12 protein-coding genes are annotated in these 15,032 nt (G+C 33.1%); 3 read left to right on the top strand and 9 right to left on the bottom strand.

Translation table 11 applies throughout. From position 1 onward, the window contains the following. Positions 1 to 192: 192 nt before the first annotated feature. From uidA to AOB58_RS11070, 9 genes are all read right to left on the bottom strand, one after another. On the bottom strand, positions 193 to 1,986 hold the full coding sequence (uidA, locus tag AOB58_RS11110; RefSeq protein WP_021338571.1) for a beta-glucuronidase: 1,794 nt from the start codon (positions 1,984 to 1,986) through the stop codon (positions 193 to 195). A gap of 43 nt (positions 1,987 to 2,029) precedes the next feature. Continuing rightward, positions 2,030 to 3,433, bottom strand: a complete 1,404-nt coding sequence (locus tag AOB58_RS11105; protein WP_021338572.1) for an MFS transporter — start codon at positions 3,431 to 3,433, stop codon at positions 2,030 to 2,032. 529 nt (positions 3,434 to 3,962) lie between these two features. Next, positions 3,963 to 5,177 (bottom strand): helix-turn-helix domain-containing protein, encoded by a 1,215-nt coding sequence (locus AOB58_RS11100; protein WP_064783440.1) that lies wholly within the window; start codon positions 5,175 to 5,177, stop codon positions 3,963 to 3,965. A gap of 188 nt (positions 5,178 to 5,365) precedes the next feature. Further along, the gene (locus AOB58_RS11095) at positions 5,366 to 6,445 is read right to left on the bottom strand and encodes a YkvI family membrane protein (RefSeq protein ID WP_002506714.1); all 1,080 of its coding nucleotides are present in this window, start codon (positions 6,443 to 6,445) and stop codon (positions 5,366 to 5,368) included. 556 nt (positions 6,446 to 7,001) lie between these two features. Next, positions 7,002 to 8,360 carry a gluconate:H+ symporter gene (locus AOB58_RS11090; RefSeq protein ID WP_002506713.1) on the bottom strand — a complete coding sequence of 453 codons (1,359 nt, stop codon included), beginning with the start codon at positions 8,358 to 8,360 and terminating at the stop codon, positions 7,002 to 7,004. A gap of 184 nt (positions 8,361 to 8,544) precedes the next feature. Further along, positions 8,545 to 10,095: a gluconokinase gene (gene gntK / locus AOB58_RS11085; RefSeq protein WP_064783439.1), complete on the bottom strand. Its 1,551-nt coding sequence runs from the start codon at positions 10,093 to 10,095 to the stop codon at positions 8,545 to 8,547. Between the two features lie 36 nt (positions 10,096 to 10,131). Next, positions 10,132 to 10,812 (bottom strand): GntR family transcriptional regulator, encoded by a 681-nt coding sequence (locus AOB58_RS11080; protein ID WP_021338575.1) that lies wholly within the window; start codon positions 10,810 to 10,812, stop codon positions 10,132 to 10,134. A gap of 263 nt (positions 10,813 to 11,075) precedes the next feature. After that, positions 11,076 to 11,771, bottom strand: coding sequence for a GTP pyrophosphokinase (locus AOB58_RS11075; protein WP_021338576.1), 696 nt, complete (start codon positions 11,769 to 11,771; stop codon positions 11,076 to 11,078). A gap of 253 nt (positions 11,772 to 12,024) precedes the next feature. Beyond that, positions 12,025 to 12,438 (bottom strand): DUF2188 domain-containing protein, encoded by a 414-nt coding sequence (locus AOB58_RS11070; RefSeq protein ID WP_002506709.1) that lies wholly within the window; start codon positions 12,436 to 12,438, stop codon positions 12,025 to 12,027. 194 nt (positions 12,439 to 12,632) lie between these two features. Here AOB58_RS11070 and AOB58_RS13850 point away from each other — a divergent pair, with 194 nt between their 5' ends. The 3 genes from AOB58_RS13850 to AOB58_RS11060 all read left to right on the top strand — a co-directional run bounded on the left by AOB58_RS13850 (position 12,633) and on the right by AOB58_RS11060 (position 15,022). Continuing rightward, the gene (locus tag AOB58_RS13850; protein WP_237283155.1) at positions 12,633 to 12,902 is read left to right on the top strand and encodes a hypothetical protein; all 270 of its coding nucleotides are present in this window, start codon (positions 12,633 to 12,635) and stop codon (positions 12,900 to 12,902) included. A gap of 139 nt (positions 12,903 to 13,041) precedes the next feature. Next, complete coding sequence (locus AOB58_RS11065; RefSeq protein ID WP_237283154.1) at positions 13,042 to 13,803, top strand: hypothetical protein; 762 nt, start codon at positions 13,042 to 13,044, stop codon at positions 13,801 to 13,803. Beyond that, positions 13,793 to 15,022: an MFS transporter gene (locus AOB58_RS11060; protein ID WP_021338579.1), complete on the top strand. Its 1,230-nt coding sequence runs from the start codon at positions 13,793 to 13,795 to the stop codon at positions 15,020 to 15,022. The genes AOB58_RS11065 and AOB58_RS11060 overlap by 11 nt, the downstream gene beginning before the upstream one ends. Positions 15,023 to 15,032: the final 10 nt, after the last annotated feature.

The raw sequence follows: 15,032 nt of genomic DNA, 5'->3' as shown, positions 1-15,032 counted from the left end.
TATATTAATAGTTAAAAGATATCAAATGAAGTAGTTTTCATATTGGAATGCTTTTACAATAATCACTTATTACATAAATTAGTTAGCAAAAAGTTTCATGATATTTATAAATGTATACAAAATAACCCCCTACAAATGCCATCATCCATCGTAGAGGGTTCAATGTTTAAACTTTATTATAAATCATGTGTGTTATTGTTTATATCCAAAATCAGGAATATTATCCCAACGTTTTTTAAAATAATGTGCGACTGCTTTCGGTCTTCTCTCACGAGTGAAGATACCCTTTTTATTTCCTTGGACTCTAATAATTCCACTAGATGTTTCGAAGTCAGCAAAGTTCCATGTTTGTTCACCTATAAATTGAGGATAGTTATCTATAACTTCATGATTGGCTTCATAATAACGAATTTGATATTCTTCCGTAAATAATTCGTCATTAATTGCGTGCATCCCCGCTATTGTATCTGCACCGTATTCTGTAAACATAATTGGCTTGCCTGGTTGTTTCTCGCTCCAACCATCTAACTCTGTTCTCAATGCTTCTTTTGCTGCTTCTAAATCGCCGGACTGTGTATACCAACCGTAATATCGATTTAAGCACAGCACATCTACTAAATCTTGTACCTCACATGTATCTGGTTGTGAAGTGAGAATTGTCACAATCGTTACCGGACGTTGTTGTGGATCACATGCTCTAGCTAAGTTTACTAAAGGTTCAAAGTACGCTTTAGCGCCTTTTTCAGTAGAAGCCGGTTCGTTGGCGACAGACCACATCACTACACATGCATAGTTCTTATCACGCTCAATCAGATCTTTAATTACCGCTTCATGCGCTTCTTTAGTACCTATTTCCTTAAACGTATCTCGTGTCGTAGTACCAGATAAAATAGCGCTAAAGTTTAGGTGCACACCTACCGCAGTCGTTTCGTCTATGATGACGATACCTTGTTCATCTGCTAAGCGCATCATTTCTTCTGAATATGGATAATGTGATGTTCTAAATGAATTAGCACCAATCCATTTCATCAGATTAAAGTCTAATACGTTTGTAACTTCATTCATACCACGTCCACTATAATAAGCATCCTCATGTTTACCAAAGCCTTTAAAGTAAAATGGTTCTCCATTAATTAAAAATTGTCCTTCTCTGACTTCTACAGAACGAATACCGAAACGCTCTGCATACGTATCAATAACTTGGTCATTATCTAACAGTGTGACTTCTAAATGATATAAATAGGCATTTAATGGTTGCCATAGATGAGGATTATCTACTTCTATGATACCTTCTGCGCCTGATGTTTCAGCTACGATATTATCCTTTTCATCTCGTAGCTTAACAACTATTGTAGGCACTGCTTCATTCGTAGTGACTTTATATTGTACCTTAGCACTGTTTTCTAATACTTCTGGCACAATTTCAATATCTTCTATAAATACTTTAGGTGTCGTATATATTTTCACAGGTCTATGTAAACCTGCATAATTAAAGAAGTCGAAGTTTGGTGAATTTTTCTTAATTATTTTACCATCATTATTAATCGTTTCACTGTACTCACCAACTGGCAAAGTGGTTTCATCTAAAATATTATTCACACAAACTGTTAAACGATGCTGACCAGAACCAAATTCCGAATCGAAGTCAACTTCAAATGGTAAGAAGCCACCTTGATGTGATGTTACTTCTTTACCATCGATATATACTGTTGCTTTATGTGTTGCAGAACCAAATCTTAATACAACACGCTCGTTTCTTAACACGTTAGGTATTGTAAACGTTCTTTCATACCATACATTACCAACGTGATTACGAATATCAGAAGTAACACCTTGGTCGTTATATGATCCTGGCACTGCCATAACTAAATCCGTATCTAATGGTCGTGTCACATCAATTTGATCATCTACGCCCTCTATCTTAAAGTCCCAGATGCCATTTAAATCAATGATACTTCTATATTTATTTATCACTGGATACAACATGATTTAACCCCCCTCTAAAACAGTTCAATTATCTAAAAATGAATTATAATTCTTCTCTAAGTGCTAATTCTTTAACAATTTGTTTATGTCTATGGTCAGTTAATGGATATGCAAAGAAGAACAATATCACTGCGATTAAACAAAGTGAAGCAGGTACAATAAAGAACAATACTTTTAATCCTGCTATTGTTTCAGCTGATTGAGCTGCTTGTGGTACATAACCAATGAGCGTTAAAGCTAAACCTGGTAGGAAACCAGCTAAACCTTGTGATATTTTTCTAGTGAAACTGTAACTTGAATAAATAATACCTTCTGATCTAATACCTGATTGCCATTGGCCATATTCTACAACGTCTGCAATAAATGCCCAAGTCACAGTATTAGGAATAACTAAGAATAATTGTGCAATCGTATTAACGATTAAGAATAATAACACGTTATCGGAGAAGAACATGAAGTTAATAAATTGGAATACAACGAAACCAGATACACCGATAACTGCTGTCATTTTCTTACCTACTCTTTTACTTAAAAATGTAGTTAAGAACAATGCGGGTACTAATATAATAACGTTTAATGTACTCACAACGCCCACTAAATTAGCTTCACCCAGCACATATTGGAAGTAATATAGTTGCGAGGACTGTTGTAAGAATAATGCTGTAATCGTTAATAAAGTATATAATGCTAAAATGATAAATGGTCTATTTTTAAATAAATTTAAAAACGCTTTACGACCAATACCTTTTTCTTTCGGTCTTTCTACTGTATGGCGTTCTTTAACACCTTTGTAACACAATAGATGGAATGTCACACCAGCGACAGCAAGTATACCTACTACAACTGGATAACCCAATGCATGACTAGGGAATAGACTAACTAATGGGATAACTACAATCCCAGAAATAAACATAGCCCCCTGTGAACCTAAGTTACGAAACACTGATAGTTGCGTACGATCATCTGCATTAATTGTCATAGATGCTGATAATGAGCCATATGGGATATTCACAAATGAATATGCTGCGTTAAATAATAAGTAAGTTCCAAATGCCCATATTATTTTCCCCGTTTGACTAATATCTGGTGACATAAAGGTTAAAACTGTAAGTAAGGCGAGCGGTATCGTACCGTACAAAATAAAAGGCTTAAACTTGCCACGTTTAGCAAAGTTCCTTTGATTATCTACTAAAGTCCCCACTCCAGTATCTACAAAGGCATCAAAGAATTTCGCAACAAGAAACACAGCTCCCCCAACTACTGACGGTATGCCCAAAATATCTGTATAGAATAACAGTAAGTAAATTTGTCCCATATCAAACATTAAGCCATTACCTAAATCTCCAAATCCATATGCAAGTTTTTCTTTGAATTTTAATCTTGGTGATTGAATTTCTTTAAAACTCTTTAACTTACTATTTGCCGGTTTTAATTTTGCTGTAACCATGCTGATAACCTCTTTCCACTATAGAAACGTTCCTGACTGCGCTTTGCTGTTTTAATCGTTTCTTAGTATGTATTAGTGATTGTTACAATCAATCGATAATAAGACACATAATTATGTAAGCGTTTTCTTATATCGTTAAAATTTTTTATTCCCATAAATTAAATTACTTTTGAAATCGTTAATGACATATCGCTCACCCTTATTTATAGGAATCTTAACTTTATTATATTTTTAATTACAGAACAGTCAACATTAAAATAACAACGTTGTTATAAAATTAATTTCACTTAATTAATACATCGTAAGCGTAGGTGATTCACAAACTCTATAACTACAGCTTTTATTGACATACGAACTCAGCTATTTCTTTTGGTTTGCCTACAATTCATTTTTTAAATATAAGTGTGTAAACTTGTATGTTAAACAATGGTTTTACATCATAATTATCATTTTATTAATATTTTTAATAATATATTCACTAAAAATGAAACAATTAATGCCTTTTTCTAATTTTCTATACTTCATTATCCTAATAAAACTCTTTATGTTTTGTTCGATAACTTAATGGTGTTGTTCCGTATTGTTTTTTAAAACACTGTGTAAAGTAACTTTGCTCTTTAAATCCAACATAATTTGCCACTTCAGCGACGGTCATTTTAGTTCTCGCAATAAGGTCACGTCCCTTTTTCACTCTTGATTCAATGATGTATTGTGAGATAGATTTATGAATTTCCTTATTAAATATTTTGGACAAGTAACTTGGTGCCAAACCAACATATGAGGCGAGCTCATTTAATGACAATGCACTATCTAAGTTTCTTTCAATGTATTGAATTACCTTACTTACTTTTGGACTATAGGCATTCGCTTTTACTTTCATCGCACTATCTGTATATGCTTTAACAATTGAATGGGTGATTTCATCTAAAGTTTCTATGTCCATTGTTTGATCTATTAATGCCGCATACTTTGCAGATATTTCGTCAATATGAATCAAACTTACACCCGCTTTTTCTCCGGCTTTACGGCATAACGTATTTATCAAATATGCTTTGTATTGTTCATTTGAAATATCATCCCTTACACGTCGTAAGCCTGCAACTGATAAATTCATTGCATTTAGAATTGATAAAGCTTCATTAGCATTGCCATTTTCAACTGCAGTAAGTAGCTGAGTCTCCATATTATAACGATACTCTATTTCTTTTAATGTATAATCCATTTGCGCTTTGGATTCTGCTAACTCTTCTGTATTCGAATGAAAACTAAAATCAATTTTCACAGTTTCATAAATGCTATTTCTTTTTTTCAAAAAACGAATTGCCAAGCGACACATTTTTTGTGCTTTAACTTGGTGACACAATGGTATCGTCAGTAAATATTGCTTCAATATAGAAAGTTTCGATATTTTAATATCTAAGCTTTGGAGTAACTCATTACAACGACGTTCATTTGGTCGCTTCTCCATATATGGACCAATAATATAAATTTGCTTATACTTTTTAAATTTGAAAATTAAAAAGTTTACACCAAAACGATTCGTATAATGATAAATTTTATTGCTATGCATTTGTACGATAAAATGTTTCAACTCATTATTGAACTGCTTGCGTGCAGTATTTGTAAACGGCGTCTTGATATGATTAATCACCCCATTCATATCACTCATATCATATCCTTCTAGCCGAATTCCCAATAATTGTAGCGCATGCATCTGTAAAATCTCTAGCGTTTCCTCATTCATAAAAAACACCCCATTCCTTATATTTTTATTATATCTAAAAATATAAGGAATGGGGTGTGAAATTTATATTAAATTTCTTTGAACTTATCAAACAATTCTATAACCAGTTCGTTTTTTATTATCAAAAAAATTAATTCAAAATATTAATTCAAATTGGATAAACAGCTATTTACGGTATCTTCACACGTTTACTCATTTGAATTTTTCTTACCAAATTTGAGTTTAAATGGTGCATAGAATAATACAAATATAAGTACAAGTCCTAAATAACCTATTAATGGATAGAAAATTGCTACTAAATCTGTAAAACCTACGAAACTCAAACACAAACCAATGATGACTGTAACTGTAAAGAAAAGTTTAAAACGTTTCGTATCTACCACCGTAAAGCGTGTTGCAAATGCATAGAACATACCTAAACCAGTATTGAAAATCATACCGAAAATGACAAAAGCCATAACGACACCAAGTATAGGTGAAATATGATTCACGATACCTAACATTGGCATCTCCATTTCGCCAACAATATCGATTTGTGTAAAGATAGCTAAATGACTTAGTACAATCATAACGCCTAATGCAAGTCCACCGAATAAACCACCTAATGCTGCAACTTTTGTATTTTTCTCAGAACCACCCATAACAATTGCCATAGAAGCACCAACTGCTGTATTAAATGATGCATAGTTTACACCTGCTATAAACCAGTTCGGTAATGTTGATGGTTTCGCATCTGAAATTGTATTAAGTTGTGAGAATGGTACATCTGTTGTCATAAAACTATAAACTGAAATTATTATAATGAATATAATTAAAAATGGAGTTATATTCCCAATTACTTTAACAACGCCCTCTACTTTCATCATACCCGCAAGTAAAATAAGTATTGTCATAAGAATCGTACCTACAATTGAAGGCAATCCGAATTGTTGATTAAGGTTTGATCCAGCTCCTGCAATCATAACGACACCTACACCAAAGAGTGTAAAGATAATGACTAAATCAATAATCCATCCTAAAATTTTACCGAATATAGATTTTCCTGTGATATTATGTATAACTTCTTTATGAGAATCTGTCTTAGATTTACTTCCTAACCAAACAAGCATCATACCCACATAAGCAAATAATGCTGTAGTAATGATAGCGCCAAATGTCCCCATAATGCCAAAGCTCGTAAAGTATTGAAGTACTTCTTGCCCTGATGCAAATCCAGCTCCTACAATGACTCCAATAAATGCGCTTGCGATCAGTAATATTCTTTTCATAATTAAGCCCCCTATTTTACTTACTATAAATGAGTTGTGTATAATTTCAATACTCGTATATTTGTGTAACATCAACCACTCACATTTCAATCACTCAAAAAGGTTGAAATAGACGTTTTGATACCGCTAGAAATTTGATATTGATTCTATTTTATCATTTTAAAGCAATTGGATGTTGTTCTTCTCAACGACATCTATATTTAAGTAACGTAAAATCACAACAAAAATTTAAAAATTCATAATAAATTAAATAAAAATCCTCTTAGCTATTAAAGAGTCCTTTATTGAGATTATCTTTGTTCATCAATTTCATTATTTAATTCTAATAGAAATTAAGTTAATCTTTTTTCGCTTTTTCAGTTATATTTTTATATGTTTTTGCTATTATATGAGTTCAATCATAAGATTATTTTAGTTTAAAGTAGCAATTATTTGGGCCGACTCCTGACTCGTTAAGAAAGTACTAACCGAAGATTAGAGACTGTGCCCGCGGAAAACGTGCACAAAAAAATGCCAACAAAGTCGTTAAACTTTGTTGGCAGATTGGCTTTCTATTTTAGACAAACATATTAAGTATAAGTATGAAGATTAAACCAGATACTGAAATCACAGTTTCAAGTAATGACCACGTTAAGAAAGTCTCTTTAACAGTCAAACCGAAATATTCTTTGAACATCCAGAATCCTGCATCATTAACGTGAGATAAAATAACACTACCCGCACCTATTGCAAGCACAACGAGTGCAACGTTAACATCTGATACTTGTAACAATGGTAAGACGATACCTGTAGATGAGATTGCTGCAACTGTTGATGACCCTAAAGCAATACGAAGTACTGCAGCAACAAGCCATGCTAAGAATATCGGAGACATTTCTGTACCTTCAAACAATGTAGCAATAGTATCTCCAACGCCACCTTCAATTAATACTTCTTTGAAAGTACCGCCACCACCAATAATTAAGATCATCATCCCAATTGGATAAATCGCATTAGATACTGAATCCATAATTTCTGAGTTTTTACGTCCTTGTTTAATACCCATAGTAAAGATTGCAAACAGTACAGCTATAAGCATTGCCGTAGCTGCAGTACCAATAAAGTAAATAAATGATTCAAAGCCATTTGTAGCTTCTTCATGGCCTGTAATCAATTGTACAATTGTTGATAGCAACATCAAAATAACAGGAGAAATCGCAGTTAATAAACTGACTCCGAATCCCGGCATTTCTTCTTCTGAAAATTCTTTTTGTGCACCTAAGGCTGATATATCGCCCTCACGTGTATAAGCCGTTGGTGCAATTTTTTGTGCAATTTTATTAAACAATGGTCCAGCTATAATTGTAACTGGAATTGCAATAATCATACCGTAAAGTAATACGTGGCCTAAGTTTGCGTCTAATTCTTTAGCTATAACTACTGGTCCTGGATGTGGCGGTAAAAATCCGTGCGTTACAGATAAAGCCACAACCATTGGAAAACCTAATTTTAACTGTGAAACATTTGCACGTTTAGCAATCGTAAATACTAAAGGAATCAATAATACTAAACCTACTTCAAAGAATAAGGCAATACCTACAATAAACGCAGCTACAAGCATTGCCCATTGTACATGTTTGGGTCCGAACTTATCGATAAGCGTGTCGGCAATACGTGTCGCACCCCCACCATCAGAGAGTAGTTTCCCTAATATAGCACCTAATCCGAAGATCAATGCAATATGTCCTAGTGTACTTCCCATACCATTTTCTACTGTTTCAATGATTTTATCTAAAGGCATACCTAGTAAAATTGCAGTCACAATTGATGTGATAATTAATGAAATAAATGTGTTTAACTTTAAGAAAATAATAAGTGATAATAATACGATAATTCCTATTACCACCGTAATCAATGGCCAAATTGTTTCAAACATCATCGTTCTCCCCTTTCAAATTAAAGATTGAATTAGAACTTTACAGACATGTATCTAATCAATCGTGGTAACGCTTTCTTTCATAATTAAAATTTTAAAGAGTATGTGACAAGTTCTTCGTAACGTGAGTGTCGCTTGTTTACTTGTCACTTTTCTCTTTAAAGGCTCTTTCTATATCGCCTTACTATGGTTTGTCATCCGTCATATGTTCACGTTGGAATGTTGCAATTTCTGTGTAGCGATCCTCTAATGAACGACTTAAGTTGATAAATATAGAAATGAGTTGTTGATACACCTTCACATTATCTTGGTTCGGCTTATGTTCGTTTGTAGTACCGACCATCTCTTCGATAATAGAAAAATCATCAATTTCGCCAAGTGCTTTCATTCCTAATACACATGCACCTAAGCAAGAGCTTTCATAACTTTCAGGTACAATTAAATTCGTATCAAAAATATCTGCCATCATTTGGCGCCACACTTCACTTTTCGCAAAACCACCTGTTGCTTTAATTGTCGAAGGTGTTTCATCCATTACTTCGATTAGCGCAAGATATACGGTGTAAAGATTGTAAAGAACACCCTCTAAAGCAGCACGAATCATATGTTCTTTTTTATGCGTTAGTGTTAATCCAAAGAATGAACCTCTGGCATCTGCGTTCCATAATGGGGCACGTTCACCAGCGAGATATGGATGGAAAATCAATCCTTCTGCACCTGGTTTAACTCGATTAGCAATTTTAGTTAACACGTCATATGGATCGACGCCTAAACGTTTTGCAGTCTCTACTTCGCTGGCTAATAATTCATCACGAAGCCAACGTAATACGACACCACCATTGTTTACAGGACCACCTATAACATAATGATCTTCAGTTAACACATAGCAGAAAATACGCCCTTTATAATCTGTACGTGGTTTATCTATCACCGTTCTAATTGCTCCCGATGTTCCTATCGTCACCGCAACTTCACCTTTTTTAAATGCATTCACACCTAAATTGGAAAGTACACCATCACTTGCACCAACCACAATTGGTGTATTTTCATCTATGCCCATCAATGTTGCATAGCGACGTTTTATACCTTTTAAAATATGTGTTGTTGGTACAACCTCTGGTAATTGTGTCTCTTCAATACCTAGCAGTTCTAGCGCTTCTTTGTCCCAAGCTAATGTTTCTAAGTTAAGCATCCCAGTAGATGATGCCATAGATTGATCTATAACAAATTGCTCAAATAATTGATAGAAAATATATGTCTTAATATCAGCAAATGTAGCAGTTTGGTTGTATATTTCTTGTTGTTCATGCTTCATCCAAAATATTTTAGCCAACGGGGACATAGGATGGATTGGTGTGCCGGTTCTTTGATATATTTCATTACCATTATGTTCATTTTTAATCTGTTCAGCGTATTGGCTTGCGCGATTATCTGCCCAGGTTAAATTTTCAGTTAGTCGTTGGTTACTCGCATCCATTGCTATTAAACTGTGCATCTGAGCACTAAATGAGATTAATTTAAGATCTTCTTTAGCAATATTAGCTTCTCTCATTACATATTTAACTGTCATTAACACTGCATCAAATAACTCATCTGGGTTTTCTTCAGAAGTTTCCACATTCGGTGTATGCAATGGATAACCGATATTGTGTTTCATTATAAATTGACCTTTTTCGTCGTAGAGTACTGACTTCGTACTCGTTGTGCCTATATCGACACCTATCATGTATTTCATGATTTTTCCTCCTACTTCTTTTACCGGGTTAAAACACTAATTTAACCAGAAACTGTCAACATCCTCGCCAACATCATCAAAGTTGAGATGGAATGCTTCTCTAAGTTTTGCAGCATCTTGCTTCGCAATCGCTTCTATAAACACTTCATGATTACGATGAATACGCTCAAAATCTTCTGGATTCTCGCTCATGCGTTTACGCATTGACAATAATATCAGTGCTTCCATTACCGGTCTTAAGTTATTCCAAAAAGTTTTTAAGTATTGGTGCTTTGAAGCGAGTATCGTAACTTCATGAAATTTCATATCATGTTCAGTAAATGCTTCTGCATCTTCAAATTTAACTGCCACTTTCATCATTTCTAATTGTTTACGTAATTCTTTAACAATCTGTTCATTATTCAAAGTTTTGATTCTACTAAACGCAAATGATTCCAACATTATTCTTAAATCATAAAGTTCTTTTTTCTCTGTATCATCAAAAGGCAATACTTCTGCGCCCATTCTTTCTAAATGTATCAATTGATCTTGCTTTAATAATTTAAATGCATCCCTGACTGGTGATCGACTAACATTAAATTCTTTAGCAATTTGATTCTCCGTCAATAACGTATCTGGCGTTATTGTGCCCTCAACAATTCTTAAACGAATCTCTGCAGCAATCATTTCACCTTTCGAGACACCCTCTAGCCATTGTTCTGGATACTTATAATTCATGATGATATCACCTCTTTTTATCAATACGATATACTTGTATACAAGTATAGTAATACACAACTTCACTATTTGCAAACGCTTGCAAAGGGTGTTTTTATCTATTTTCAACTAAAAAAACCGACATGACAGGTCTTGAACCTATCATATCGGTTATTATATTTATTTTACTTTCATAAAAATTTGAAGCATTATGACGGTTGAAGCTCACGACATCCATTCCTCAGCAACAACAAATTAGAGCTTCAACTTTAATGTAGTTTTACTTAATTATCGAATACTTCAGAATGTATATTTTGCATTTTACTTTCAACCATTGTGATTTCGTTTGCACATTGCTTTAATGCATTTCTATAGTTCTCAGTATTTTCCGTGTTTTTATAACGTATTTTATGCTCTAAGCTTGCCCACATATCCATACCAATTGTTCTGATTTGAATTTCTACAGGCACAGTTTCTACTGTATTAGCTAAAAATACTGGAATTGCCACAACGATATGTAAGCTACGATATCCATTATCTTTAGGATTTCCAATATAGTCTTTACGTTTCAAGAGCTTCACATCTTCTTGTTTAAGTAATAACTCTTCTATCACATAAATATCATCTATATAGTTACAAATCACTCTAATACCTGCAATGTCTAATATATTTTCTCTAGCTGACTCTGTGCTTATCTCTAATCCTTTACGATTTAACTTTTTAATTAAACTTCGCATTTCTTTAACACGACGCTCCATATGATGGATTGGATTATGTTTATACATTTGTTGAAAATTATCATCTAAAATATCTAATTTTGTACTAATTTCTTTAAGTGCTGAAGAATATAATTGTTCCAAAGCAACGAACCCTATTACCATATCAAATGCATCTTCTTGATTATTGATATGCTTTATACTCTCTTCAAATTCTTCCTTCAAATCGTCTATATTTAGTGATAGTTTACGTTCAATGTACATATTTCTTTCCTCCCAAGAAATCTACTTAGACTACATTATAGCTGATTTTTATTTATTATCTAAATAAAAAGATACTTCAAATATGATAAAGTACACTTTTAAAAAATCGTTGTTTTTTCAAACTAAAATATGTTTATAAAAAAAGTACTAGTCCATCAAGTTAACGGAATAGTACTTCGGCGATTAGTATCTATGTCCCGAAATCTCATACTCTATGTTCTATTATTTCATGGGACAATTGAATATTTGATTGCTATTCATCTTTCTTATGTTCTCTCACTTCTGTCGATCTGTTATCAGCAATATTACGTGCACGTTTCATCGCATCCTCTTTCTTATCAAAACTATCAGAAGCTTGCTTAGCACCGTCTGTTTTAATCTTCCATTTATTATCTTCATAATAAACGTGAACATCTTTATTATTTAATTCAGGGTTCGCTGAATCATCTTTTTCATGTTTAGTTATTTTCTTGTTTTTCAATTCGTCTAATTCTTTTTTAGAAGCGTCTTTATACCAAGATTCAGCTTGTTTAGTTGCAATAGGTATTGCTCTATCTTCCTTATAACCATCTTTAAGCATCGCATTTCCAATATCTATTGCTTTTTTAAGTTCTAATTTTTCCATGTTTTTCCAACTTTGTGGGTAATCATCCATTGTCCAAGGCATTAACTTTAACCTCCTACGTTATAATTTATTCTTCGTCTTAATTGTTGTTTACCACTGCTGAAAAGTTACAAACAAAGCAATATACACTTTCAATTAAAAACTCAAAATAGATAGCAATGATTAATTTTCTTAATGAACGGGAATTAAAGTATGAATCTAATCATTTCACACACTATTTAAAAAGGAGGGATATAATGACAAATATAGCGATAGGTTTAATTCCTTCACCTGACATGCCACACAAACTTATTAATAAAATTTCCGATTATCTAGCCGATGATATCCATAACCATGTAGATGATAAAACAAATTGGGATTTTGAAACACATGTCGCTTCCATGGTTGGGACAGCTGAACATATGGATAAAGCACTAGATATCGCATCAAATATAAAAAACAAAAGAATTGGGACTACACAATTTGTATCACTGATTTACCAAGCCTATCTAATAATAAAACTGTGATTTGTGATATAAATCTAGATGACAAAACAGCATTAATATCTGTGCCAGCATTAGGTGCTGTGAATTTAAAACACAAGCTACGTCATTTTATTACATTTATTGTTAAATATTTTTTACTTCAGGTTCAGATAAAAGCCTTTTGAAATCAAAGTATTTTAAATTAACAAAATTCAATGAAGTTATACCAAATGAAGATAACACACAAGATAATAGAAAGCGTATTGTTTCTAAAACATCATTTTTAGGTTGGTTTCATTTAATCTTAGGCATGACTTTTTCTAATGAACCTTGGTCTGCTATTTTAGATTTCAAAAAAATTATTTCAGTATCCTTTGCAACTGGAACATATATCGCAATCTTCTCAACACCATGGGATTTGAGCTTAGATTATGAATACTGGCGCTTTATTCTACTCATGTTATTATCTATAAGCGGCATGGTCGGATGGTTAATATATTCATATAATTTATGGGAACGCCCAAATCCAAAAACACAACAATCCTATCGTTTCATTTACAATTTCACGACATTGACTACATTATTCGCTATCACCATTTTTAATTTTGCTGCATTATTTATATTACTCACAATAAGTACATTATTATTTGTACCACCAGAGATCTTTTCTAGCTGGACTTCTTTGAATGAAAAACAACCAACTTTTGTCAACTATATTAACCTTATTTGGTTTATCACTTCGTTGGGTATTTTAGCTGGTGCCATGGGTTCAACAGTTGAAAATGCTGAAAAAATCAAACGTGTAACATATTCATTCAGACAATATTATAGATATAAAGAACTAGAACAAGACGACGATAACACTAATAGTACTAATCAAGCGTCAGATTACAATAATGGCAAAAAACTATCACACAGTGAGGAGGATTCCAATGACAAATAGGACGATTGAAATCGGATTAGTAGCGGCACCAGGTATAACGGAAAAAATCGCTCACAATCTTGAAAATAACTTGCCAGACATATTAGCGAATTATTTCGCTAAAGGTATTGAATGGAAAATCAATACAGTTGTTGATCCCCTTACCGGTTCTGCAGAAACTTCCAAAGAAATATTCGAAAAAATTGCTAACTACCAAAATAATAATAATTGGCAATACACTATAGGACTGACTGACCTCCCTATTATTAAAGATAATAATGTTATCGCTTTTGATATTAATAAAAGTAATGGTGCCAGTTTAATTTCCGTACCTTCCTATGGATGGCGACCAGTTCAAAAACGTATACAAAAATCTATAGTTGGAATTATTGAAACTGTGAATATGGATCATTCACAGGATTTACAAAAAAATGATTACAACGATAAAGGAAGTCAAGAGAAATTAAAATCACAATTTCCACTTTCAACTTTAAAATCACGCACAGCATATTTAGAAGACACAAATTCCAAACATACACACTATTTTGTTTCATCTAATACAAAAGGTTCTTTTCGTTTAATCAGTGGTATGACATTTGCAAACAACCCATTAAACATGCTCAGTAGCTTGAGTAATGTCGTAGCCATCGCATTCACTACTGGTGCTTTTGGTATCGTTTTTACTACGATGTGGAATTTAAGTTATGTTTATTCATCTTGGCGCATGTTACTCATGATGGTAGTCGCCATTTTGGGCATGATGTTTTGGATTATTGTAGCGCACCATTTATGGGAATCGAAAAAAGAAAGTAGAAATAAAAGAGTTACGATGTTATATAATTTGACGACAGTGCTAACGTTAACTGTTTCACTTATCATTTATTATATAATATTGTTCTTTTTATTCTTAATTGCTACTCTTGTAGTCTTGCCTTCAGGCTATTTAGGTCAAACTTTACAAATGGGTGGCTCCGCAAATTTAATCACTTATATAAATCTTGCTTGGTTTGCTACTTCTATATCAACAGTTGCCGGTGCAATTGGTGCTGGTTTAAACAATGAAGAACTCATATTAGAAAGTACTTATGGTTTTAGACAAAAAGAACGTTATAAAAAAATGGAAGACCAAGAAAAACAACAAGAACAGAAAAGAACTGAAGCTAAGAAAGATATTGAAGAGAAGAAACAGGAAGAAGAAAAGAAAGCAGAACAAGAAGCTAAAAATAAACAAGATCACTAGGGACAGTCTT

This window comes from Staphylococcus sp. AntiMn-1 (assembly GCF_001663395.1).
Classification (GTDB): Bacteria; Bacillota; Bacilli; order Staphylococcales; family Staphylococcaceae; genus Staphylococcus; species Staphylococcus equorum.
This window is presented reverse-complemented; position numbering and strand designations above follow the sequence as displayed.

Bases quoted from the DNA above. Each gene is read 5' to 3' on its own strand.
- uidA (WP_021338571.1), bottom strand. From the start codon at position 1,986: ATGTTGTATCCAGTGATAAATAAATATAGAAGTATCATTGATTTAAAT.
- AOB58_RS11075 (WP_021338576.1), bottom strand. From the start codon at position 11,771: ATGTACATTGAACGTAAACTATCACTAAATATAGACGATTTGAAGGAA.
- gntK (WP_064783439.1), bottom strand. From the start codon at position 10,095: ATGAAATACATGATAGGTGTCGATATAGGCACAACGAGTACGAAGTCA.
- AOB58_RS11105 (WP_021338572.1), bottom strand. From the start codon at position 3,433: ATGGTTACAGCAAAATTAAAACCGGCAAATAGTAAGTTAAAGAGTTTT.
- AOB58_RS13850 (WP_237283155.1), top strand. From the start codon at position 12,633: ATGACAAATATAGCGATAGGTTTAATTCCTTCACCTGACATGCCACAC.
- AOB58_RS11090 (WP_002506713.1), bottom strand. From the start codon at position 8,360: ATGTTTGAAACAATTTGGCCATTGATTACGGTGGTAATAGGAATTATC.
- AOB58_RS11100 (WP_064783440.1), bottom strand. From the start codon at position 5,177: ATGAATGAGGAAACGCTAGAGATTTTACAGATGCATGCGCTACAATTA.
- AOB58_RS11080 (WP_021338575.1), bottom strand. From the start codon at position 10,812: ATGAATTATAAGTATCCAGAACAATGGCTAGAGGGTGTCTCGAAAGGT.
- AOB58_RS11060 (WP_021338579.1), top strand. From the start codon at position 13,793: ATGACAAATAGGACGATTGAAATCGGATTAGTAGCGGCACCAGGTATA.
- AOB58_RS11070 (WP_002506709.1), bottom strand. From the start codon at position 12,438: ATGCCTTGGACAATGGATGATTACCCACAAAGTTGGAAAAACATGGAA.
- AOB58_RS11095 (WP_002506714.1), bottom strand. From the start codon at position 6,445: ATGAAAAGAATATTACTGATCGCAAGCGCATTTATTGGAGTCATTGTA.